Source organism: Empedobacter sp. ULE_I140, assembly GCF_053482575.1.
The window spans coordinates 1,235,617-1,257,799 of record NZ_JBQMTX010000001.1 but is presented as its reverse complement, the minus strand read 5'-3'; the positions used below and the strand labels follow the sequence as shown (position 1 = coordinate 1,257,799).

At 32.9% G+C, this 22,183-nt stretch carries 17 protein-coding genes; 8 read left to right on the top strand and 9 right to left on the bottom strand.

Going from position 1 to position 22,183, the window contains the following annotated elements; translation table 11 throughout:
• Positions 1 to 8: 8 nt before the first annotated feature.
• Genes ACTS9J_RS05995 through ACTS9J_RS05975 form a run of 5 tightly spaced genes read right to left on the bottom strand, consistent with a single transcriptional unit; the run spans position 9 to position 7,279 of the window.
• Entirely contained in the window at positions 9 to 689 is a 681-nt protein-coding gene (locus tag ACTS9J_RS05995) for a c-type cytochrome (protein ID WP_219035261.1), read from the bottom strand.
• Positions 689 to 1,258 (bottom strand): DUF3341 domain-containing protein, encoded by a 570-nt coding sequence (locus tag ACTS9J_RS05990; protein ID WP_221627898.1) that lies wholly within the window; start codon positions 1,256 to 1,258, stop codon positions 689 to 691. Before ACTS9J_RS05990 ends, ACTS9J_RS05995 begins: the two co-directional genes overlap by 1 nt.
• A complete protein-coding gene (gene nrfD / locus ACTS9J_RS05985; RefSeq protein WP_038336919.1) occupies positions 1,239 to 2,642 on the bottom strand; it encodes an NrfD/PsrC family molybdoenzyme membrane anchor subunit in 1,404 nt (467 codons plus the stop codon). Before nrfD ends, ACTS9J_RS05990 begins: the two co-directional genes overlap by 20 nt.
• Positions 2,643 to 2,676: 34 nt before the next feature.
• Positions 2,677 to 5,838 carry a TAT-variant-translocated molybdopterin oxidoreductase gene (locus ACTS9J_RS05980; protein ID WP_038336918.1) on the bottom strand — a complete coding sequence of 1,054 codons (3,162 nt, stop codon included), beginning with the start codon at positions 5,836 to 5,838 and terminating at the stop codon, positions 2,677 to 2,679.
• A 22-nt stretch (positions 5,839 to 5,860) separates the two neighbouring features.
• A complete protein-coding gene (locus ACTS9J_RS05975; protein ID WP_180906121.1) occupies positions 5,861 to 7,279 on the bottom strand; it encodes a c-type cytochrome in 1,419 nt (472 codons plus the stop codon).
• Between the two features lie 415 nt (positions 7,280 to 7,694).
• Between ACTS9J_RS05975 and ACTS9J_RS05970 the strand changes: the two genes are divergently transcribed.
• Together ACTS9J_RS05970 and ACTS9J_RS05965 are read left to right on the top strand one after the other, a co-directional pair.
• Positions 7,695 to 8,183: an SPOR domain-containing protein gene (locus tag ACTS9J_RS05970; protein ID WP_291089834.1), complete on the top strand. Its 489-nt coding sequence runs from the start codon at positions 7,695 to 7,697 to the stop codon at positions 8,181 to 8,183.
• Positions 8,184 to 8,201: 18 nt separating this feature from the next.
• Positions 8,202 to 8,393 carry a hypothetical protein gene (locus ACTS9J_RS05965; RefSeq protein WP_448353035.1) on the top strand — a complete coding sequence of 64 codons (192 nt, stop codon included), beginning with the start codon at positions 8,202 to 8,204 and terminating at the stop codon, positions 8,391 to 8,393.
• A gap of 118 nt (positions 8,394 to 8,511) precedes the next feature.
• On the opposite strand, the gene ACTS9J_RS05960 is transcribed toward ACTS9J_RS05965, so the two are convergent.
• Entirely contained in the window at positions 8,512 to 8,832 is a 321-nt protein-coding gene (locus tag ACTS9J_RS05960) for a hypothetical protein (protein ID WP_180906118.1), read from the bottom strand.
• A gap of 157 nt (positions 8,833 to 8,989) precedes the next feature.
• On the opposite strand from ACTS9J_RS05960, the gene ACTS9J_RS05955 reads away from it, so the two are divergent.
• Positions 8,990 to 9,313: a HopJ type III effector protein gene (locus ACTS9J_RS05955; protein ID WP_291062753.1), complete on the top strand. Its 324-nt coding sequence runs from the start codon at positions 8,990 to 8,992 to the stop codon at positions 9,311 to 9,313.
• A gap of 46 nt (positions 9,314 to 9,359) precedes the next feature.
• Here ACTS9J_RS05955 and ccoG read toward each other — a convergent pair whose 3' ends face one another.
• Entirely contained in the window at positions 9,360 to 10,814 is a 1,455-nt protein-coding gene (ccoG, locus tag ACTS9J_RS05950; RefSeq protein WP_448353034.1) for a cytochrome c oxidase accessory protein CcoG, read from the bottom strand.
• A 225-nt stretch (positions 10,815 to 11,039) separates the two neighbouring features.
• Between ccoG and ACTS9J_RS05945 the strand changes: the two genes are divergently transcribed.
• Entirely contained in the window at positions 11,040 to 11,219 is a 180-nt protein-coding gene (locus ACTS9J_RS05945; RefSeq protein WP_125349742.1) for a hypothetical protein, read from the top strand.
• On the opposite strand, the gene ACTS9J_RS05940 is transcribed toward ACTS9J_RS05945, so the two are convergent.
• Positions 11,220 to 12,101, bottom strand: coding sequence for an AraC family transcriptional regulator (locus ACTS9J_RS05940; protein ID WP_416410907.1), 882 nt, complete (start codon positions 12,099 to 12,101; stop codon positions 11,220 to 11,222). It abuts the gene before it with no gap.
• A gap of 42 nt (positions 12,102 to 12,143) precedes the next feature.
• Here ACTS9J_RS05940 and ACTS9J_RS05935 point away from each other — a divergent pair, with 42 nt between their 5' ends.
• Complete coding sequence (locus tag ACTS9J_RS05935) at positions 12,144 to 13,247, top strand: patatin-like phospholipase family protein (protein ID WP_448353033.1); 1,104 nt, start codon at positions 12,144 to 12,146, stop codon at positions 13,245 to 13,247.
• Positions 13,248 to 13,287: 40 nt separating this feature from the next.
• On the opposite strand, the gene ACTS9J_RS05930 is transcribed toward ACTS9J_RS05935, so the two are convergent.
• Positions 13,288 to 13,614, bottom strand: a complete 327-nt coding sequence (locus tag ACTS9J_RS05930) for a hypothetical protein (protein WP_125349744.1) — start codon at positions 13,612 to 13,614, stop codon at positions 13,288 to 13,290.
• A 186-nt stretch (positions 13,615 to 13,800) separates the two neighbouring features.
• Here ACTS9J_RS05930 and ACTS9J_RS05925 point away from each other — a divergent pair, with 186 nt between their 5' ends.
• From ACTS9J_RS05925 to tamL, 3 genes are all read left to right on the top strand, one after another.
• Positions 13,801 to 14,232 (top strand): serine hydrolase domain-containing protein, encoded by a 432-nt coding sequence (locus ACTS9J_RS05925; RefSeq protein WP_448353032.1) that lies wholly within the window; start codon positions 13,801 to 13,803, stop codon positions 14,230 to 14,232.
• A 348-nt stretch (positions 14,233 to 14,580) separates the two neighbouring features.
• Entirely contained in the window at positions 14,581 to 19,815 is a 5,235-nt protein-coding gene (locus ACTS9J_RS05920; RefSeq protein ID WP_448353467.1) for a translocation/assembly module TamB domain-containing protein, read from the top strand.
• Positions 19,812 to 22,160, top strand: coding sequence for a translocation and assembly module lipoprotein TamL (gene tamL, locus ACTS9J_RS05915; RefSeq protein ID WP_448353031.1), 2,349 nt, complete (start codon positions 19,812 to 19,814; stop codon positions 22,158 to 22,160). The genes ACTS9J_RS05920 and tamL overlap by 4 nt, the downstream gene beginning before the upstream one ends.
• Positions 22,161 to 22,183: the final 23 nt, after the last annotated feature.

Sequence of the window (22,183 nt, the reverse complement as noted above, 5' to 3'; positions counted from 1 at the left end):
TTATTTTATTATTTATTAGTTGCTGTTTCAGTTTCTGTTGCAGGTTTTGCTTCAGCAGTTGCGTCTCCAGCAGGAGCAGCGGCAGCTGTAGTAGCACCTTTCAAACTCATTACATATTCAGCAACTCTCCAACGGTCTGCAGGAGTCAATTGAGATGCGTAAGAACCCATCGCATTTTTTCCGTACATAATTACATGATAAACAGAACCTACTGTAACATCTCTTTCGCTATAATTAGGAACACCTGAATAAGCTTTAGATTTTACAATTGAACCTTGTCCATCACCAGCTTCACCGTGACAAACTGCACAATTTTGTCCAAACAATAACTTACCTCTTTCTAAGTCTGCAGCTTTGTTAGCCGCATTCAAAGGAGAAACAGTTACTGCTTTTGCTTGTGCATAACCAGCGTTATTGTTTTTGAAAGTCCATGGTAAAATATCACCATCTGTTCTTGCAACAGCACCTTCTACAGATTCTAATGCAGACATATTATGATTTTTACTTAATACAGGAACTTCAGAGTTTTCTTCGTCATGAGGGTAACCAAAAGTTGCCTTTTCATAAGGATCATATGCCGTAGGATAATACATATCTGGCATATATACGATACTTGCGTGACGTTTTTTATCAGAACAAGAAGTGATAATAATACTTCCTAATCCTATAAGTAATGCTATCTTTTTCATTATGCTTCTTGTACTAAATTGTTAACACTTGGTTCTACGACTACATCACCTTTTACAGTTACTTCTTCAGCACCAGTTTCTACAAATACATTTTTGATTTTCTCAACATCAGCTGTTCTGATTTCGATTAAGAATTTATCATCTGTTGTACGTGGATCTGGGTTTTTAGCTTTAGCACCTGGGTACATTTTGTTACGCACTAAGTATGTTAATGACATAAAGTGCGCTGCACAGAATACTGTCAACTCGAACATAATAGGAACGAAAGCTGGCATATTCTCACCCCAAGAAAAAGATGGTTTCCCTCCAATATCTTGAGCCCAGTCATGGTTCATAATAAACCATGTCATCAAAGATGCTAACGTTGTACCAAATGCACCGTAGAAGAAAGCAAGGTCAGAAATACGAGTTTTCTTTAATCCTAAAGCTTTATCTAAACCGTGTACAGGGAAAGGTGTATATACTTCATCTATCGTAATACCTTGTTTACGAATAGATTTTACTGCTTTTAATAAATCATCATCGTCTCCGTAAAGACCATAAACGATTTTAGTGTTCGTGATGCTCATCTTCAGTATGATGTTTTTTATAGCTTTCGCCTGATGATTTCAAAATAGTTTTTAACTCAGATTGTGAAATAACTGGGAATGTACGTGCGTACAATAAGTATAACACAGAAAAGAATCCCATAGTACCTAAGAAGATACCTACGTCTACCCATGAAGGCATAAACATTGTCCAGCTCGATGGTAAATAGTCACGAGATAAGTTGATAACGATAATATCAAAACGCTCGAACCACATACCGATGTTAACTACGATAGAGATAACGAATGTCCAGAAGAAGTTTCTTCTGATTGGACGAATCCATAATAATCCTGGTACTAAAACGTTACAGATAATTAACGCCCAGAATGCCCACCAATAAGGTCCTGTTGCTGCTCCTGGAGAGAAGTATGTAAAGTCTTCGTAACGAGATCCTGAATACCAAGCGATCCATAACTCTGTTAAGTATGCTACTGCAACCATACCACCTGTTACAACGATTACAATATTCATGTACTCGATGTGTTTACGTGTGATATAATCTTCGTAGTGTAAAACTTTACGCATTACACTTAATAATGTTTGTACCATCGCGAAACCAGAGAAAATAGCTCCAGCAACGAAATATGGAGGATATACTGTTGAGTGCCATCCTTTGATTACCGACGTTGCGAAGTCAAAAGATACAATCGTGTGTACCGAGAATACTAACGGTGTACATAAACCAGCTAATACCAAAGATAACTCTTCGAAACGTTGCCAGTGTTTTGCTCCACCACCCCATCCGAATGATAAGATTCCGTAGATTTTCTTAGCGAATGGTTTTGTTGCACGGTCACGTACCATAGCGAAGTCAGGAATTAATCCCATCAACCAGAAAACTGTTGATACAGAGAAATACGTAGAAATCGCGAATACGTCCCATAATAATGGTGAGTTAAAGTTAGGCCATAAAGATCCAAATTGGTTAGGAATTGGGAATACCCAGTACATTAACCATGGACGACCCATGTGAATTACAGGGAATAACGCTGCCTGTACAACGGCGAAGATTGTCATGGCTTCCGCAGAACGGTTAACCGACATTCTCCATTTTTGACGGAATAATAATAAAACGGCTGAGATTAACGTACCAGCGTGACCGATACCTACCCACCATACGAAGTTGGTGATATCCCAACCCCAGTTAATCGTTCTATTCAATCCCCATACACCAATACCAGTTCCTACTGTATAAGCAATTGCTCCAACACCAAAGATGAATGCAACCATTGCTATACTGAAACATGTCCACCACAATTTACTTGCTGGCGTCTCAATTGGACGAGCAATGTCTACTGTGATATCGTGGTAGGTTTTATGTCCTAAAATAAGGGGTTCTCTTACCTGTGATTCGTAATGTGACATATTTGTTTACCTTATTAATTCTTTACTAATTTAATTAAGCTTGTTCTTTTCTGTTTCTAACTTTTACTTGATAGATAACGTTTGGTTTTGTACCAATTTCTTCTAATAAAACATAAGAACGTTTATCTTTCGATGCTGCTCTTACTTCAGATTTATCATCATTGATATCACCAAATTTCATCGCACCTGTTCCACAAGCAGCAGCACAAGCAGCAGCAGCCATAAACTCTTCGTCTTTAACTACTCTGTTCTCTTTCTTAGCTTTTAAGATTGCAGCTTGAGTTTGTTGGATACAGAATGAACATTTCTCAATTACTCCTCGTGTACGTACAACAACATCTGGATTAAGTACCATACGACCTAAATCATTGTTCATGTGGAAGTCGTATTTATCATTGTTCGCCCAGTTAAACCAGTTGAAACGACGTACTTTATAAGGACAGTTATTTGCACAATAACGAGTACCAACACAACGGTTATAGGCCATCATGTTTTGACCTTGACGACCATGAGATGTTGCACCTACTGGACACACAGTCTCACAAGGAGCGTGGTTACAGTGTTGACACATTAATGGTTGGAAAATCACATCTGGATTTTCAGCCTCTGGCTTAATTAAACGTGTATATTGTTGTGGTTCGTTATCTGGATCAGATTCTAACGCAACTTTTTGAGTTAATTTTCCGTCTTTATCTTGGTAAGTAACATCAGAGTAGTAACGGTCAATTCTTAACCAATACATATCTCTCGACATACGCATTTGCTCTTTACCAACAGTTGGTACGTTGTTTTCTGCTTGACAAGCAATCACACACGCTCCACATCCTGTACAAGAGTTCATATCAATTGTTAAATTGAAGTGAGGTCCTGTTGAACGATCAAAACTAGCCCATAAATCTACTTCACCTACTGGAGAATCTCCTCTCCATGTTGGCATCTTCGCAACTGGATTCCATTCTTGACGATCTGTGTTGATGAAATCTGCTAAAGAAACTTCTCTTGCGATTTCGTAACGTCCCATCAATGTTGGTTGTTGTTGCATGTTAGCAAATTCGTGTTTATCTGAACGAGAAGATTTTTCGATCTTAACGTTAGATGCACCTACATTACCAGTGTATAATGCGAAAGCGTTAACCCCTACATTATTTGCAACTTTACCAGCTTTTGTACGACCGTAACCGAAAGCTAAACCTACAGTTCCGATTGCTTGACCTGGTTGGATGAATACTGGAACATTTTCTAAAACTACTCCATTAACAGTTAAGTTTACATACTCACCGTCAAATTGCATTCTTCCGTTTGTAACGTTGTAGTTATCTTGAATTTTGATTCCTAATTTTTCCGCATCATTTGGATTAACTGTTAAATAGTTATCCCAAGAGTTACGTGTAATTGGATCTGGTAATTCTTGTAACCAAGGATTGTTTGCTTGTGTACCATCTCCTAAACCAGCTTTAGAATAGAATTGAATCTCCCATTCTGTCGCTTTACCAGCAGCTAATTTTGTAGCAGCAGCTGCAGCAACACCAGTGTTAGCAGTAAATGTAGAAGTTTCAGTCGCTTCATTATAACCATTGTATAATGCTTTGTTGAAATCTACACCTAATTTTGGTAAAATAGCTGATTCCCAGTTTTGTTTTACATATAAGTAATATGGAGAAACTTTTTGTCTAGTTGCAGAAACCGCCATCACCATAATTGGATCATTTGGATCTTCTACTTCTGTTACTTTAGTTACTCCTGTCATCCATGCGATTAATGAATCTTGGAATTGACGAGAATCAAATACACGTGGAATTGTTGGTTGTTGTAATGAATAAACACCTGTTAATGGGTTGAAATCATTCCAAGACTCTAAACCGTGAGTAACTGGAGCAATAACGTCCATTACTGATGCAGTTTCGTCTAATTTTTCAACTAAACCAACTTTAAGTCCAATGTTTTTGAAAGCTGCTTCAATTTCTTTTGCATTTTTAGCATTGTAAATTGGATTTGTTTGGAAGTTTAATAAAACTCCAACTTGTCCAGCTTTAGCTTCTGCAACAAATTGATTAAATACAGCGTCGTTAGACTCTTTTAATAAAACAGCTTTATCAGAAACTGCAGCTGATCCTAACAATTGGTTAATTGCGTATGCAATTGCGTATGCTTCTTTCGAACCATCAGCCATAACAACCGCTTTAGAACCTTTTGCTGTTAATTCAGCAGCAATAGCTAATGCTTCTTTAGATGAAGCTGAACCACCTGCTAATTTATTATAAACTTCAGCCAATACTTTTTCAGTATCAGTTGGTTTTAATGGATAACGTGTATCAGCATTTGCTCCTGTTAAAGATAAAACAGATTCTACTTGGATGTGACGCATCATTTTTGCTCCTGGTTTACGAGCAATACCATAATCACCTTCCATTCCACCACCATTATAATCACCTAAGAAATCTGCGTTGAAAGAAACAACTAATTCAGCATTCTTAAGATCGTAGAATGGCAATTCTCTTTTTCCATAAACTTCTTGCGCTGCGTCTAATGCATTCGTAGAAGAAATTGCATCATAAACAACGTGTTGAGTTGTTGGATATTTTGTTGCAAACTCAGCAATCAACTTTTTAGTTGTTGGTGAAGGTAAAGATGAAGTTAAAATAACTACTTTTTTCCCTCCTACTGATGCTAATGCTTTTGTTACACGGGCATCAAGCTCTTTCCAAGATGTTGCTTTGAAGTTTTCACCTGCGTTTGTTAAAGGTGATTTTATTTTATCAGAATCGTATAATGATAATACAGATGCCTGAACACGTGCATTTGTAGAACCATAATATTTTGCGCCTTTGTTTGCATCAATTCTAATAGGACGACCTTCTCTTGTACGTACTAATACGTTCGCGTAATCGTATCCATCAAAAATTGTAGATGCATAATAAGTAGGTACACCAGGCATAATGTTTTCTGGTTTCACTACATAAGGAACAGATTTTACGATTGGAGCTTCACAGGCTGCTAAAGTAACAGCAGCTGTACTGAACCCTAAAATCTTCAAAAAGTCACGTCGTGAAGTTTGACTATTCTCCATGGCGTTATCATTCCCTAAGAAATTATCTACAGGAATTTCTTCTGCAAATTCGTTGGTAGTTAACTTTTCATTTAATGTATTGTCAGTTAACTCCTCAAAACTTTTCCAGTAATTTTTCTTCGAAGCCATTTATACTCCTCTCTTTTTTATATTAATAATGACATTTACCACACTCTAAACCTCCGATAGCATCAACTGTAATCTTAGTTGCGTCACCGTACTGTTTTTTCAGTTTTTCGTGTAGTTCTGCGTAATATTCTTTGTTATACTCGTTGTCCATATCTACCTCAGTAGTTCTGTGACACTCGATACACCATCCCATTGTGAAATCATTCGCCATTTTCACTTCGTTCATTTCATCAACACGTCCGTGACATGCAAAACAAACTTGGTCTCCTGATCCAATGTTCAATTCTTTAGCATTTGGAATAGTTCCATCTTTAATCGCTTTCTTAATCGCTTTCTCTCCAGCTACAACGTGTTGTGCGTGGCTAAAGAATACGAAATCTGGCATATTGTGGATACGTACCCATTCGATTGGTTTTTGTGGACCATCGTATTTGTTCGTTTCTGGATTCCATCCAATAGCTTTATACATTTTTTGGATTTCTCCTGTATAGAAATTCTTAACTGCTTCCTCATCAGCGAATTTACCAGAAGTGATTAATTCTTCTTCGAAGTAATCTCCTTTGTATTCTTTGATTGTTTTGTGACAGTTCATACATACGTTTGGTGAAGGAATTCCAGACACTTTACCGTATTTAGCAGAACTGTGACAGTACTGACAGTCGATACCTTGTACACCTGCGTGAACTTTGTGAGAAAAATAGATTGGTTGTTCTGGCTCGTAACCTTTATCAACACCAATTCCCATTAATCCCCAATACACGTTGTACAATGCAAAGAATGCTAATACTGCGATTAACACACCACCAACTTTTTGGTATTTTTGGAAGAAGTTTGCGAAAGAAAAAGCAGCTTTTTCTTCTTTAGAATCTAAATCATCAGTTGCAGTTGCTTTAACTAATGCATTAACGCGAACCAAAATCCACAATAATAATGCTGCTAATACAACAAATCCAACTGCGATAACTCCTGTTCCAGCACCACCTCCGTTTCCGGCAGCAGCAGCTTTAGCAGCAGCAGCTTCTTTCTTTTTTGCAGCTTTTGCATCATCAAAAGCCTTTTTACCACCATCAGGATCGGCAGTATACGCTAGAATATTATCAATATCACCATCAGATAAGTTAGGAAAAGCTAACATTTCAGTGTTATTGTACTCAGCGAAAATTTTGTTTGCATACGCATCTCCAGACGCACGTAAAGCTTTGTTGTCCTTAATCCAAGAGTGTAACCACTCTTTTCCAAGCCCAGCTTCTTCTTGTACGCGTTTCTCAACATTACGTAATTCCGGCCCAATTAACTTACCATCAATCTGGTGACATGCAGTACAGTTGGCTTCGAATAATTCGTAACCTTTACCTGCATCTTGGGCATTTGCTAAGGAGAACGTCGATAGTATTATCGCGCAGCTCCATAAACGTATTCTTTTTAGAAATCTTGCCTTCATTTACTTAAATAATCTCAGTTCGTTGTTTCTTTTAACTCGTTTTTATTTGAACACTTAACTAACAGCAAAAATAGCTTCAATACTTAATAAAATCATAAAGTTTACATACTGAACTTTGTCATTGAGCTTAATTTAAAACGTTTCTAAATTAATTGTTAAAAAATATCACTGTATAAATATTATCTATTTGATTTGATAGAAAAGATTTAGAACAAGAAAAATTACTATTTAACATAATTTAAAAAAATAATCATTGTTGTTTTTATTACAATCTGCCAATCAATTTTACGAAACAACAATCAAATATTTGTTAGTAAAAAAAAATTGGAACAATATTCGTTGTAAGAAAATAAAAGTCTATAAAATTTAATAACTTAATTGTAAAAAGTATATTTGCACAAATTAATTTCATCTTATGAAAAAATTTATCTTTTTATTCCTTATCACTTTTTCTTCTTGTGTTTTTGCTCAAGATAAAATTGATACCGTTCAAATTATCAACAATGGTACATTGAATATGGAAATTGATAGTAGAATAAATAATGTTTTAAAAGCAAAAGAAGACGCTGTTTGTAGTTATACCACTACTGTAAAGAAACCGACAGAGAAAAAACCAGTTATACAATCTAATGATCCTTGCGCAGGTACACCACAAGTGAATGGTTTTAAAATTCAGATTTATTATTCGAAAGATAGAAAAGATGCAGAAAAGGTAAGAAATGAATTTACGCGTTCCTATCCAGACTTATCATCGCAAACAGCTTATTTCTCACCAGACTATCGCGTTTTAGTTGGAGATTATTTTACAAGAGCATCTGCTTCGAGAGATATTCGTCGTTTGAAATCAAAATATAATAGTGCTTTTTCTATTCCATTCAAAGTTTTGTGTAGAAAAGCGAAGTAATAGTTTATAAAAAGGAAAATGTATCCTTATCACAACAAAATAAAACAACGAATAAAGAATGGCGAATTAATTTCGTTTGAGTTTGTAGAAAAATATAAAAATATTTCTCCATGTTTAGTTTTATATTTCAAAACAGAACCTTTTATAAGACCTATTCGCGAACATCGTTTTTCTGAATATAGACTATTACTAAAAATAGAAAACGATTAACTTTCTTTAGAAAGTTCAAATTTATTCGAAAAAATATAAAAAAGCGTTACCAAGAAAATTGATAACGCTTTTTTATATTTTAATGGTAATATTTAGTAGTTGATTCATGCTTTTATTTTTAGTTGTTCAGAATTCTACCTCTGCCCTCAATTTCTAATTGGATAAGTATCGATGCTAAATTTGTTTGTACAAATCCCAAATTGCCTGCAACTAAAACTCCTTTTTCTCCTGTCGATATTTTTTCGATTCCATAAACACTTGATTCATCTTCAGGATTCGAATTTCCTTCGTAACGATAGATATAAATAATTCTAAAATCGTGCGGATGATCAATCAAATCACTTTCTAATAAATTAAAATCTTCTTGATATCCTTTTTCCGCAAGTTCACGTAGCGCAACACTTGACGTTTCATAATTAAATTGCCTTCTTTCAAACATAAAATTTATTTTTATTTTGTTAATAATTATAAATGTAATTAATTAATAGACAGAAAGTTGTTAAATATAAGTTAACAATTTGATGACATGAACAAATTAACATACTTAATGATTTATTGTATTCGAAATAAGTTCTTATTTTTGACAAAAAGATACAATGATTTTAGAAAAATTAAACCAAAACGAAGCTAATTTTGCTGATGTTATTGCGCATATTGAAGAAAATTATATTTATACAGCTTCTGCTTTTGTAAATGGAAATCAGGAAAATGCTGCGGATCAAAATCAAGGAAGTGCGAAGGTTTTTGCTTTTGCAAAATTGAATAATTTCTCTGAAGATGACACCTTAAAATTATTTGCGGAACATTATCAAGCTGTATTAGATTCGCCAGAAGGAACTGATCACAATAATATTCGTCAATTTATGCAAAACGGATGGGAAGGTGTGACATTTGAAAACGAAGTGTTGACAAAAAAATAAACTCAAAAAAAAACGTCTTACAAATTGTAAGACGTTTTTAATTCAACTAAAAAGGAGCCATAAAACTTATCGTATAATGATCGATGGTTTTTCCCTTCAAATCTTTTAATTCTAAAATAACTGGAACTTTGTAAGATTTCAGTTCGCTTTTAGGAATTTTAATATCTATTAAACCTTGCTTTAATTGTCCTTCATTTATTTGTATATATTGATTTGGCTCTACTAACAAAACAGTTTTTCCACCTTTAAAACCATTTACACGAACAACTAATTTATATTGTTCGTTGGTTTTATTCATCAAACTGTATTGCATTGTATTAATGATATAATCACCTTCTACGACATAATCTTTTCCTGGAACTTGTAGAAACTTCACTTCGACATCACTTCTATTTAACATAAACACCGTCATTGCTCCTATCATTGCAACCAATACAAATGTAAAAGCAATTAATCTTGCAGTAATCTTAAATGATTTTCCTTGTTCGATATTTTCTTCAGAAGCATAACGAATCAATCCTGTCGGAAGATTAATCTTCGTCATAATATCATCACAAGCATCCATACATGCAGTACAATTTACACATTCTAATTGCGAACCATTTCTAATATCAATTCCAGTAGGACAAACTGCCACACATTGACCACAATCTATACAGTCTCCTTTTCCTACAGCAATTCGATCTTCTCCTTTTCTAAATTTAGAGCGTCCGTTTGTATTTTCACCTCTTTTGAAATCATACGAAACTTGAATTGTTTTTTTATCAATCAAAACTCCTTGAAATCTTCCGTAAGGACATACCAACGTACAAACCTGCTCACGAAACCAAGCGAAAACAAAATAGAAAAAAATACTAAAAATAAATGTTCCAAATAATAAACCTCCATGCTCTGATGGACCTTCGGTAATTACTTTGATCAATTCATCCATTCCGATGATATATGCCAAAAATATATTCGAAAAGAAAAACGAAATAATGTAAAATATCGTCCACTTTCCTCCTCTTTTCAGAATTTTTTCTTCGTTCCAATCTTGTTTATCCAAACGAATTTGTTTGCTTCTATCACCTTCTATCCAATACTCAATTTTACGAAAAACACTTTCCATAAAAATTGTTTGCGGACATAACCATCCACAAAACAATCGTCCATAAACAGTCGTAAATAATATAATAAAAACCACACTTACAATCATCCCGAAAGCAAGTAAGAAAAAATCTGTTGTAAAAAATGGATAACCAAAAAGAATGAAATTCGTATTGAACACATCAAATTTAAAAATAGGATTTCCATTTGTTAATTTTATAAAGGGTAACCCAACTAATAAAAGCAATAGAACCGAAGAAATAATTGTACGATAATTAGTGTATCTCCCAGAAGGTTTCTTCGCATACACCCATTTTCGAGTTCCTTTTTTATCCATTGTTGCGACCTCTGTTCTGAATTGCTCATTCTCTTTTTCAAAACCAAGTTGCGTTGAATCTTGTTTTATATCACTCATATACCTTACTACTTAATATCTATGCAAATTTACCGTTACAATCAGGTTAGAGCTTGGCACTATTTATGGTATTTATGGTAATATTTACGGATTGATATAAATCATTAATTTATAAATATTTACCAAATAAAAACATAAACCACCTATTATGAAAAACTTACTAAAGCTACTAGTATTTTCTATTTGTACTTTTACTTTTTTACAAAAAATATACACAATAAAAATGTGACTCAGTTCGCAATTTATCCAAGATGTGAAGAAAAAACAGATAATTACGTAGAATGTTTTAACATGAAATTGAGTCATGATGTTGAAGAAAGATTATCCAAAATAAAACCTGCTTTAATTAACGAAAATCCTGTAAAAGTGAGTTTTAATATTCCAGTAAACTACAATTTAAAGTAACTACGAATAATATTGTTTTCTGAATTGTTCTGGCGTAAACTCAGTGTATTTTTTGAAGAATTTCACAAAATATGATGCATCTTGAAAATTGAGTAAATACGCAATTTCTGTCACAGAAATTTCTTTGTTTACCAACAAACGTTTTGCTTCTAAAACAATGCGACTTCTTATTAATTCACCTGCCGAAGTAGCTAACACATCTTTGCAAAGTGCATTCAAATGATTGGGCGTGATGTACAACAATTCGGCATATTCTTTTGGTAGTTTTTTGTTCTTAAAATTTTGATCGATAAGCTCCTGAAAATTATTCAACAATACCGATTGATAATCACTTGTTTTAATTTTTACCGCTTCCAAACTTCGTTCAATATCAATAAATAAATTCATCAAATGAAAACCAATTTTTAAATTCGAGAATTGATTATTTTTTTGATTTTCATTTATCATTTCTTCAAAATAACTTGCAATTTTTTCTTGTAAATCTGGCGAAATTTCAACCACATGATCTTTCACCAAAATAGATTGTAAAAATCTAAATTTCTGTAAAATGGAAGAATTAATTCCAATCCAATCAAAAAAATTATCGAAAAAATTCACGACAAAACCATCATATTTTTCCTTAAAATACCATTGGTGCACCTGTCCAGGTTTCATAAAATACATTGTCCCAGATTTCGCCTCAAACTTTTCAAAATCGATCAAATGTTCGCCACTACCTTCGGTAAAATAGACCAAATGGTAATAATTATGACTGTGAACCTCCTGCAAATGCGGATTACTGTCAACATATCCTCTAAATCGATCAATGGAAAATAGTTCATTACTATTTTTTTTCGTGTTCAGATTACAGATATCGTATGTTGGGAAAAGTTTTTTGGACATAATACAACGAATTATCAAGTGTAAAAATAAAGAATATTTGAAATGAAAAGTTTAACTTTAAACAATAGAACATCAAAAATGGAATTTAAAGAGAAAAAAATTGTCTTACTTTCTTTGGATGGAGGCGGAATTAGAGGAATTATATCTTGTGTCATTTTAAAATACATCGAAGATAAACTAAAGGAAATTCATGACGAAAATGCCAAAATAGGCGATTATGTCGATTTTATTGCAGGTACAAGTACTGGCGCTTTAATCGCTTCTTTGTTATTATCTCCTTCTACCGAAAATCCAAAAAGAGCAAAACACTCGATCACAGATGCACTGAATATTTATTTAGGTGAAGGGAAAAATATCTTCTCAAAAACATTTTGGACAATTCTCAATAATCCGTTGAGTGTGCTAAAAGATAATTTACCAACGCTTGTATTGGAAGAGCAATTAAAAATCGTTTTTGGAGATACAGAATTAAAAGATTTGATTCGTCCTTGCGTGATAGTTTCTTATGATACTGAGCATCAAAAACCAAAAATTTTCAATTCGATTGATGGAATCTCTCCTTTCCGAAATTTTTATGTAAAAGATATTTGCCGTGCTTCATCAGCTGCGCCAACCTATTTTGAACCTGCAAAAATAAAATCATTCGCTGATCAAGAATTTAGTTGCATTGATGGTGGTGTTTTTGCAAACAATCCGACTTTTGTTGGTTTTATCGAAACGCAAAAAATAAATTTTAATAAATATTTCAAAGACGAATTAAAATATAATGGAACAGCACCTTTACAAGAATTTATTATCATTTCTCTCGGAAATGGTTCGCGTGCAAAATCATATAAACACGAACATTTAACAGGAATTTCAAAATCGAAATGGGTAGATCCTTTGGTAGACATTTTTATTTCGACTGGAGTTGATATGGTTGATCAGCAAATGAGAAGTATGTTTGCTTTATTGAAGCCAAAATATCAACAAAATTATTATCGATTTAATCCTGAAATTCCAGAATCTGCATTGGATTTAGGAAATGTTTCCAACAGCAATATTAAAACATTATTGGATGTTGCCAATGATTATGTCGCAAAACACAAAGAACATTTGGATGAAGTCGTTCAAAAATTAATTTTCAATCAAGTTGAAATCTCATAAAAAAAGGCTTTGAGTAAAATTTCAAAGCCTCTTCTAATTTCTATTTATTTCGAACATAAACAAATATTTCTTGTTCTCTATTCAATCCTCTATTATCCACAATACTTTCTAAACAAGCGTGACAATCTGTTACAATTCCCTCTCCATTGTAATTTGTATAACTTCCATTCTCTAGCGCAACAACATGCGGTTTCAACAAATCTGCATTCAGTTTTTTGCGTTCTCCAATCAATGTGTACACATATTCACGTCCAGTTTCGTCAGTAAAATTATCCACTTTATAAATTTGATCCAATTCTCTTTCGTGATCAATTATAACAAATAAGTAGTCTTTGTGGCTATCTTTTTCAAAAAAAATTCTTCTCATAGCTTCAATTGTTTGACTCAAATTTAATAAAAGAATATTGGTTTTACCAATGAAAATTAAAAAGTTTTAAGAGAATTTTAAAATATTATCAATTTCAAAACAGATTATATTTTACTTTTACATTAACCAAAACAAAAAAATGAAAACTCTTCTAAAAATCTTGACTTTAGGATTAATTTATCTTATTTGTCAACCAATTTTTGCGCAAAAAACGCACAATTAAAACTCGACTTCGAAAAAATTATCCGTTCAAAACATTCATTTCCTTTTAATGGAGTTGTAATCGTTTCCAAAAATGGTAAAACGATTTATGAAAAAGTACACGGATTTACGAATTTTGAAGAGAAAATTGCACTAAATAAATCAAATCAATTTGAAATTATGTCAAATTCAAAATTGTTTACGTCAGTTTTAATTTTGAAAGAAGTCGAAAAAGGTAAAATTGATTTACAACAATCGATTAAAACATATTTACCAGAAATCACTCAATCGTGGGCAGATTCTGTTACTGTACATCAATTGCTTAATCATACGCATGGAATCGAAAATATCAACAAAACTTTGTTGTTCAAACCTGGAACAGAGTTTAAATATGGAAATTATTCGAATGTACTTTAAGGCAAAATCTTGACTAATGTTACCAATAAAACATTCCGAAAATTGGCAACAAATCTGTTCAAAGAAATTGGTTTGAAAGAAACTTTTGTGTATTCCGAAATCAAAAGTTAGTTTAGTTGTCTTGCAAAATATAATGCCAAATTCTTCGGAAGATTATTATTTCTACGAAAAACAATTCAAAAATAGTTTACTCGAAAGCAATTTAGTTAGGTAAAAATATTTATCTTCAAAACATTTATTAAGTAATTATAAAACAATATTTTTGGTATTATCCTTGTAGTAAAATTGTTATATAATCACGATCCAAAACGAATAAAATCTAACCAATTGAAATTCAACTTAAAGAAAATACTCAAATATTTTTCAATTTCTATATTGTCAATAATTTTGTTATTAACAATTGCAATTTTTAGTTTACAGTTACCTACTGTACAAAATTTTGTAAAAAATAAATTAGTCAATTACCTCGAAAATAAAATACATACAAAAGTACAATTAGACCGTGTTTATGTCGATTTTCCAAATAGTTTGGTGATGGAAAATCTCTACTTACAAGGACAAGATGTTGACACGCTTTTATCGGTCAAAAAGTTTGATGTTGGTTTGGATATTTGGCAATTAACCAAAAGTAAAGCAGATATAAAATCTATTGATTTGAGTGGCGTTCATGCCAATGTTATACGTAAACCAGATGGGAAATTCAATTTCGATTATATTATCAATGCTTTTGTAACAGACGAAAAAGACGAAAGTCCTTCAAAGCCATTTATCATTTCGTTAGATAAAATAAAACTGAATGATATTAATGTTTCGTTCAATGATCAGCAAGCGGCAAATAACATCAAACTTCATCTAAATTCGTTTGATACGCGTGTCAAAAAATTCGATTTAGAGCAAAATTCGTATGGAATTGGCGATATCAATTTAGATGGTTTAAAACTAAAATTGAAACAAGATATTGTAAAAGAAGTTGCAAAAAAAGTAGAAGAAAAAGTAGATTCTTTGAATGATCAAAAGCCGATGAAAATTGAATTGAACGGAATTAATTTAACCAATTTTGATATCGATTATGGCGATGATATTTCTGGAATGTTTGCTAAAGTCAAATTCAAAGATTTCAAAACGCGTGTTAAAAAACTTGATTTACAACAAAATTCTTATGCGGTTGATGATATTTTAGTGAATGGTTTGTTGGTTGATTTTAATCAAAAAATGGTTAATAAAATCCAAGAAAATAATGTGGATAAAATTGATCCAACTGCAAAACAAACTCCATTGCAAATTGGGTTGAGTAAGATTAATTTGAATGATATCAAAGTTAATTATGGTGACGAAAATTCGAAAACTTTTGCCAAAATTAACTTAAACGAATTTGAAACGAAAGTCAATAAACTTGATCTTGAAAATTCAATTTTCGCCATCGAAAATATTTTGTTGAAAGACGCTGATATCGAAGCGAATTTATTCCTTTCTTCAAAGAATTCTACTTCGAATTCGTCTACTTCTTCAACCCCAATGAATTTGGTTTTGAACGTAACGAAATTAGAAAATGTAAAAGTAAAATACAACAATACTGCAGAACGTCGAACGGCTCAAGGAATAGATTTTAATCATTTGGATTTTTCTAAATTAAATCTTGATTTACGCGATTTTGAAATGAAAAATAACACATTTGCTGGACAAGTAAAAAGTGCTGAAATAAAGGAATCGAGAGGATTGAATATTCAGAAATTGACAACAAATTTCTTGTACGCAGACACACAAGCGTATCTGAAAAACCTCTATTTACAAACACCAAGAACTGTTCTTCGTGACGAAGTTATTTTGCGTTACAATACGATTAATGAGTTAACTTCTCATCCAGAAAATGTTTTAGTCAATGCGAATATCAAAAACTCGAAAATTGGTTTTGCAGATATTCTAAATCTTGCTCCAACGCTTAGAAATACAACGCCTTTCAACAAATATCCAAACGCCATTCTGAATGTTAACACCAATGCAAAAGGAAAAGTAAACGATTTATTGATTAATAATCTCCAAGTTTCTGGTTTAGATGATTTGCAACTTTCGGCTTCTGGAAGAGTGAAAAATGCGATGAATCCGAAGAATTTATTTTATGATTTGAACATTAAAAACTTCTCAACATCTTCTAAAACGATTTACAATTTAGTTCCGAAAAATACTATTCCAACTAACATTAGAATTCCTTCAAAGCTTTCTGTCAAAGGAAAAGCGAAAGGAACAACCGAAATCATCAATACACAATTGGCAATAAATTCTACGTTGGGAAATGCGAAAATTGATGCAATTGTGGACATGCAAAAAAAGGATGCCGAGAAATATAATGTCAAAGCAGACCTACAAAATTTGGATATTGGAACGCTTATTAGCAACAAGGATTTAGGCAAAATAACAGGAAAAATTAATGCTATTGGAACAAGTTTCAACCCAGAAAAAATGGTTACAAAACTTTCAGGAACCGTTTCATCAGCTTATTACAATAAATATACTTATCAAAATATTACACTCGATGCAAAAGTGAATCATGGAGTATTTGATGCACATATTTTATCAAAAGATCCAAACGCGAATCTTAATTTGACGGCTTCTGGTGTGTACAAAAAGGATTTATCTGATGTAAAATTGAACGGAAATATTGTCAAATTAGATGTTCAAAAACTTGGTTTTTACAACGAACCGATGATTGTTGCAGGAGAAATTGATGCCAATTTCGCTGATTTAAATCCAGATTATTTAAATGGTTCTTTATATCTAAAAAACTTTGCATTATCCAATACAAAAGATATTTTTCCAATGCAAGAAGTAAGCTTGATTGCGACTTCAACTGCTGATTCAAATCAAATTAGTTTGACTTCACAATTGGCCGATTTGGATATGAAAGGAAAATTTAAATTGACACAAATTTTTGGTTCGATAACTTCAACAATTAACCAATATTATGAATTTCAGAAACCAAATAAAGACGAAAAAATAGAACCTCATCAATTCTTTACTTTGAATGCAAAAATTAAAGATGATGAGTTGATTCGAAGATTTGTTCCCGATTTGAAAAGCTTCGAAACCATAACACTTGACGCAACTTATAATGCCGATTCAAAACAAATCAATGTTGATGGAAAAATTCCGAATTTAACGTACGGAACAAATACGATTAACAATGGATTGATAAAACTATCCAACCAAGACGAATCCTTGTTGTATTCGTTGAATGTGGATGCATTAAAAAGTGAAAGTTTTCAATTACAAAAAATTGATTTGAATGGTGATATTACAAATAATGTGATCAATTATAACGTTTCGACAAAGGATGCGAAAGATGCAACACAATTTTTGGTGGCTGGAAATATAAAAACGCTAAACGATATCACGGAAATTAGTCTTAATCCGAATGGATTGGTCTTAAACTACGATCAATGGCAAGTTGGTGAAGGAAATTTAATTCAGTTGAGAAAAGATGGAATTGTGGCGAATAATTTCAGTTTGATGAACAATGGAAGTCAAATTTTATTGCAATCTGAATCGGAAAAAGGAACAAGTCCGCTGAATATTACCATCAAAGATTTCAAAATTGAAACCATTGCAGAAATCATTAAAAAAGATGATTTACCTGCCGAAGGAATAATCAATGGAACAGCTGAAATTAGAGATTTAAACAAAGAAATGACCTTCAATGCTGATTTGACCGTTTCAGATTTAAAAGCTTTCGGAAATCCTATTGGAAATATTATAGCAAAAGTACAAAACACTTCTCCAACCATGATTAACGCTGATATTACCTTAGATGGAAACAGCAACAACATGAAGATTTTTGGAGATTATAATACCAAAGAAAGTGCGTTTGATTTAGCTTTAGATATCAATCGATTAGAAATGAAATCAGTGCAAGGATTTACAATGAATCGAATCAAAGATACAGAAGGTTATATTTCTGGAAATCTAAAAATCGTTGGAACAATGGATAAACCGAGCATTTTAGGTCAAGTCAAATTTAATCAAGTTGGTTTAACGATTGCTGAAACAGGAAGTAATTTCAGAAAAATTGATGACGCGATTGATTTCACGAACAAAGGAATTGAGTTCAATCGATTCAAAATTAATGACAACGATGGCAATTCATTAACGATAAGAGGAGAAATTTTAACGGAAACTTACCGTGACTTTGCCTTCAATTTAACAGCAAATGCACGAGATTTCAATGTGGTAAATTCAGAAAAATCGAACGATGCGATCATGTATGGAAAGTTAGCTGTCAATGCAAACTTAACGATAAAAGGTGATTTAGATTTACCGAAAGTAAACGGAAGTTTAACCGTAACTGATGACACGAATTTTACATTTGTTTTACCTCAATCCTCGCCTTCTTTACAAGAGCGAGAAGGAATTATCGAATTCATCGATCAAGATCAAGTGGCGCTTCAAGAAACAATTAAAACAGATGAATTAATAGCCGAATCTAAAATAAAAGGGTTAGATGTAAGTGTCAATATTGAAATTAGCAAAGAAGCCAAGACATCAATTATCATCGACAAAGCAAACGGAGATTTTGTAGAAATACAAGGTGAAGCCGAATTAACAGGCGGAATGGATCCTTCAGGAAAAATGACGTTGGTTGGCGTTTATCAAGTAGAAAAAGGTGCGTACGAACTTTCGGTGAGCTTGTTAAAACGTCGTTTTGATATTCAGAAAGGAAGTAGCATTACATGGACTGGTGAGCCAACTACAGCCAATTTAGACATTACGGCGATTTACAAAACAAAAGCCGCTCCTATTGATTTAATCGAACAACAAATTTCGGGCTATTCTTCTTCTGAAATGAACATGTACAAACAACGAATTCCGTTTAATACCGAGTTAATTTTGAAAGGTGAATTATTAAAACCTGATATTAAATTCAATATTTCAATGGATAAAGACAATCCTTCCATTGCAACTGCGGTGATCGAAAATACACAATTGAAATTGGATCAGTTGAAAAATGATGAAGCCGAAATGAACAAGCAAGTATTTGCCTTGTTATTATTGAATCGTTTTATTGGCGAAAATCCATTCGAAAGTAAAACAAGTGTTTCTGCAGAAACAATGGCGCTACAAAGTGTAAGTAATATTTTGTCGCAACAATTGAATAATTTGGCGGATGATTTAATCCAAGGAATTGATATCGATTTGGGATTAGATACACAAGACGATTATTCTTCAGGATCTAAAAACACACGTACTGATCTGAATGTTGCCGTGAGCAAACGATTACTAAACGACCGATTGAAAGTTTCGGTTGGAAGTAATTTTGGATTAGATGGTGATGCACGAGAAAATGAAAACATGACTAATATTGCGGGTGATATCACAATTGATTATAGCTTATCTCGTGATGGTCGATACATGTTGAGAGCTTATCGAAAAGATGAATACCAAGTTGCATTACAAGGACAAATTGTAGAAACAGGTGTTGGATTTATCATCACATTAGATTACGATAAATTCAAAGAAATTTTCGAGAAAAGAAGAAAAAATAGAACGAACAGAGCAAATAGAAATACACAAAATCAAGAAGTGAAACCATGAAAAAATCAGTTTTAACCTATATCAAATTTATAACTTGTTCAATTTCTATTTTAGGTATTTCTTCTTGTAGCAATACACGTTTTCTGAAAGAAGGTGAAATGCTTTACACGGGCTCTAAATTAACAATAGAAGGCGACTCGTTAAGCAAAGCCGACAAAGCTGAACTAAAAGATAATCTCGAAAAAAATATCATTCCAAAACCTAATTCAAGTTTTTTTGGACTTCGTCCGCGTTTGTACATTTACAACATCACCAGCGAACCTAAAAAGCAAAAAGGACTGAAATATTGGTTAAAATATAAAGTGGGTGAAAAACCTGTTTTATTGGGAGATGTAGACATCGAATTCAATAAAAAAATTCTGGTCAATTATTCAGAAAACAAAGGATTTTTCAATGCCAAAGCACAAGATGATACAATAAGTAAAAACAAAAAAGCGGAAGTACATTATGTTTTGCAACCGCGCAAACGTTATTACATCAACCAAGTTAATTTTCCAAAAGATACCACTTTAGCGGTCAACAAAGAAATTAAAAAAACACAAGCAAATACGTTACTGAAAGATAAGCAACCTTTCGATTTAGATGTGATCAAAGCTGAACGAGAACGAATAGATGCACGTCTGAAAGAAAATGGTTACTATTATTTTCATCCCGATAACATCATTGTACAAGCGGATAGTACGGTTACCAATAAGCAAGATGTCGAACTTTTTGTAAGGTTAAAAGATAAAACACCAGAACAAGCCAAACAACAATATAGCATTGACAAAGTAATTGTTTTCCCAGATTATAACATTCGCGAAGCGCGAAAAGGAATCTATAAAATGCCCATGAACAACGATTCGTTAGCGAAATATGAGCAAAATGGATTTTACATGGTGGATTCGAAAAAGTACTTTAAACCAAAGGTTTTTGATCGTGTATTATACTTTCAAACAGGGGATTTATATAACCGAGCAGATCATAATTTAACCCTAAATCGATTAATTAATTTGGGTGTATTCAAATTTGTGAAAAATGATTTCGTGATCTCTGATTCTATTAACAATAAATTTGATGTGTATTATACCTTAACACCACGCGAATTCCAATCATTGAGATTAGAAGTTTTAGGACGAACAAACTCGGCGAATTATGGTGGTGGTGAGTTAAATTTAAACTGGACACATCGTAATATTTTCAAAGGTGCGGAACAACTAAAAATGGCGTTATATGGTGCGTTTGATATGCAATTGGGCGGACAAAAAGATGCGAATAATATTTTTAGAGCTGGTTTTAATACGCAACTTTCGATTCCAAGAATTGTAGCACCTTTCAAATTTCATTCGTCAAGTGCGTTTGTACCGAGAACCAATATTGAGATTGGTTACGAATACCAAAACAGATCGAGATTATATACGCTTCATAATTTCAATACTTCTTTTGGTTACATTTGGAAAGAGAATGCGCAAAAAGAACATAATTTAAAGATTTTTAGTGCAACTTTATTGTTTCCAGAAAAAGTGACAGACGAATACAATAGCAAGATTTACGATTCAATTGGAAATATCATCAACCCAAGTTTGAAACGCGTTGTTGACAAACAATTAATTTTTGGACCACAATATTCGTATACTTATACCACAACAATGTTACCTCGAAAAAGTACATTCTATTACCGAGGTTTAGTTGATTTAGCTGGAAATTTAACAGGATTGATTACAGGTGCGAATGCGAAGAAAGATAAGGAAAAAGAAATTTTCAAAATACCATTTAGTCAATATGCAAAAATGGAACATGACTTCCGTTTTTATCACAAATTTTCAGAAAAATCATCAATCGCCACACGATTTATTGGCGGAATAGCCTATCCGTATGGAAACTCTGAATTTGTACCTTATTCCAAACAATTTTTTGTAGGAGGAAGTAACAGTATTCGTGCATTTAGAGCACGAACATTAGGACCAGGAAGTTATGATCCACGCAATCAAAATGCCAATTTCTTTTTTGATCAATCAGGTGATATTAAATTAGAAGTAAATGCAGAATTTAGACAAAAGTTATTCAGTTTTCTTAACCTTGCGTTATTTGTTGATGCAGGAAACATTTGGTTAATCAATGAAGATGAAACACGTCCTGGTGCAAAATTCTCAAAAGATTTTATGAGCGAAATAGCCGTTGGAGCTGGTTTAGGATTACGTCTTGATTTTAATATTTTAGTATTAAGATTAGATTTAGCAACTCCACTTCGTGTGCCTTATTACGAAAAGAATGACCGTTGGACATTTGATAAAATAGATTTTGGAGACAAAGCTTGGCGAAAAGACAACTTAATTTTGAACATCGCGATTGGATATCCATTCTAAGCATAAAGCGTAAATAAAAAAAT

Coding starts and splice junctions, on each gene's coding strand:
- ACTS9J_RS05995 (WP_219035261.1), bottom strand. CDS start 689: ATGAAAAAGATAGCATTACTTATAGGATTAGGAAGTATTATTATCACT.
- ACTS9J_RS05990 (WP_221627898.1), bottom strand. CDS start 1,258: ATGAGCATCACGAACACTAAAATCGTTTATGGTCTTTACGGAGACGAT.
- nrfD (WP_038336919.1), bottom strand. CDS start 2,642: ATGTCACATTACGAATCACAGGTAAGAGAACCCCTTATTTTAGGACAT.
- ACTS9J_RS05980 (WP_038336918.1), bottom strand. CDS start 5,838: ATGGCTTCGAAGAAAAATTACTGGAAAAGTTTTGAGGAGTTAACTGAC.
- ACTS9J_RS05975 (WP_180906121.1), bottom strand. CDS start 7,279: ATGAAGGCAAGATTTCTAAAAAGAATACGTTTATGGAGCTGCGCGATA.
- ACTS9J_RS05970 (WP_291089834.1), top strand. CDS start 7,695: ATGAAAAAATTTATCTTTTTATTCCTTATCACTTTTTCTTCTTGTGTT.
- ACTS9J_RS05965 (WP_448353035.1), top strand. CDS start 8,202: ATGTATCCTTATCACAACAAAATAAAACAACGAATAAAGAATGGCGAA.
- ACTS9J_RS05960 (WP_180906118.1), bottom strand. CDS start 8,832: ATGTTTGAAAGAAGGCAATTTAATTATGAAACGTCAAGTGTTGCGCTA.
- ACTS9J_RS05955 (WP_291062753.1), top strand. CDS start 8,990: ATGATTTTAGAAAAATTAAACCAAAACGAAGCTAATTTTGCTGATGTT.
- ccoG (WP_448353034.1), bottom strand. CDS start 10,814: ATGAGTGATATAAAACAAGATTCAACGCAACTTGGTTTTGAAAAAGAG.
- ACTS9J_RS05940 (WP_416410907.1), bottom strand. CDS start 12,101: ATGTCCAAAAAACTTTTCCCAACATACGATATCTGTAATCTGAACACG.
- ACTS9J_RS05935 (WP_448353033.1), top strand. CDS start 12,144: ATGAAAAGTTTAACTTTAAACAATAGAACATCAAAAATGGAATTTAAA.
- ACTS9J_RS05930 (WP_125349744.1), bottom strand. CDS start 13,614: ATGAGAAGAATTTTTTTTGAAAAAGATAGCCACAAAGACTACTTATTT.
- tamL (WP_448353031.1), top strand. CDS start 19,812: ATGAAAAAATCAGTTTTAACCTATATCAAATTTATAACTTGTTCAATT.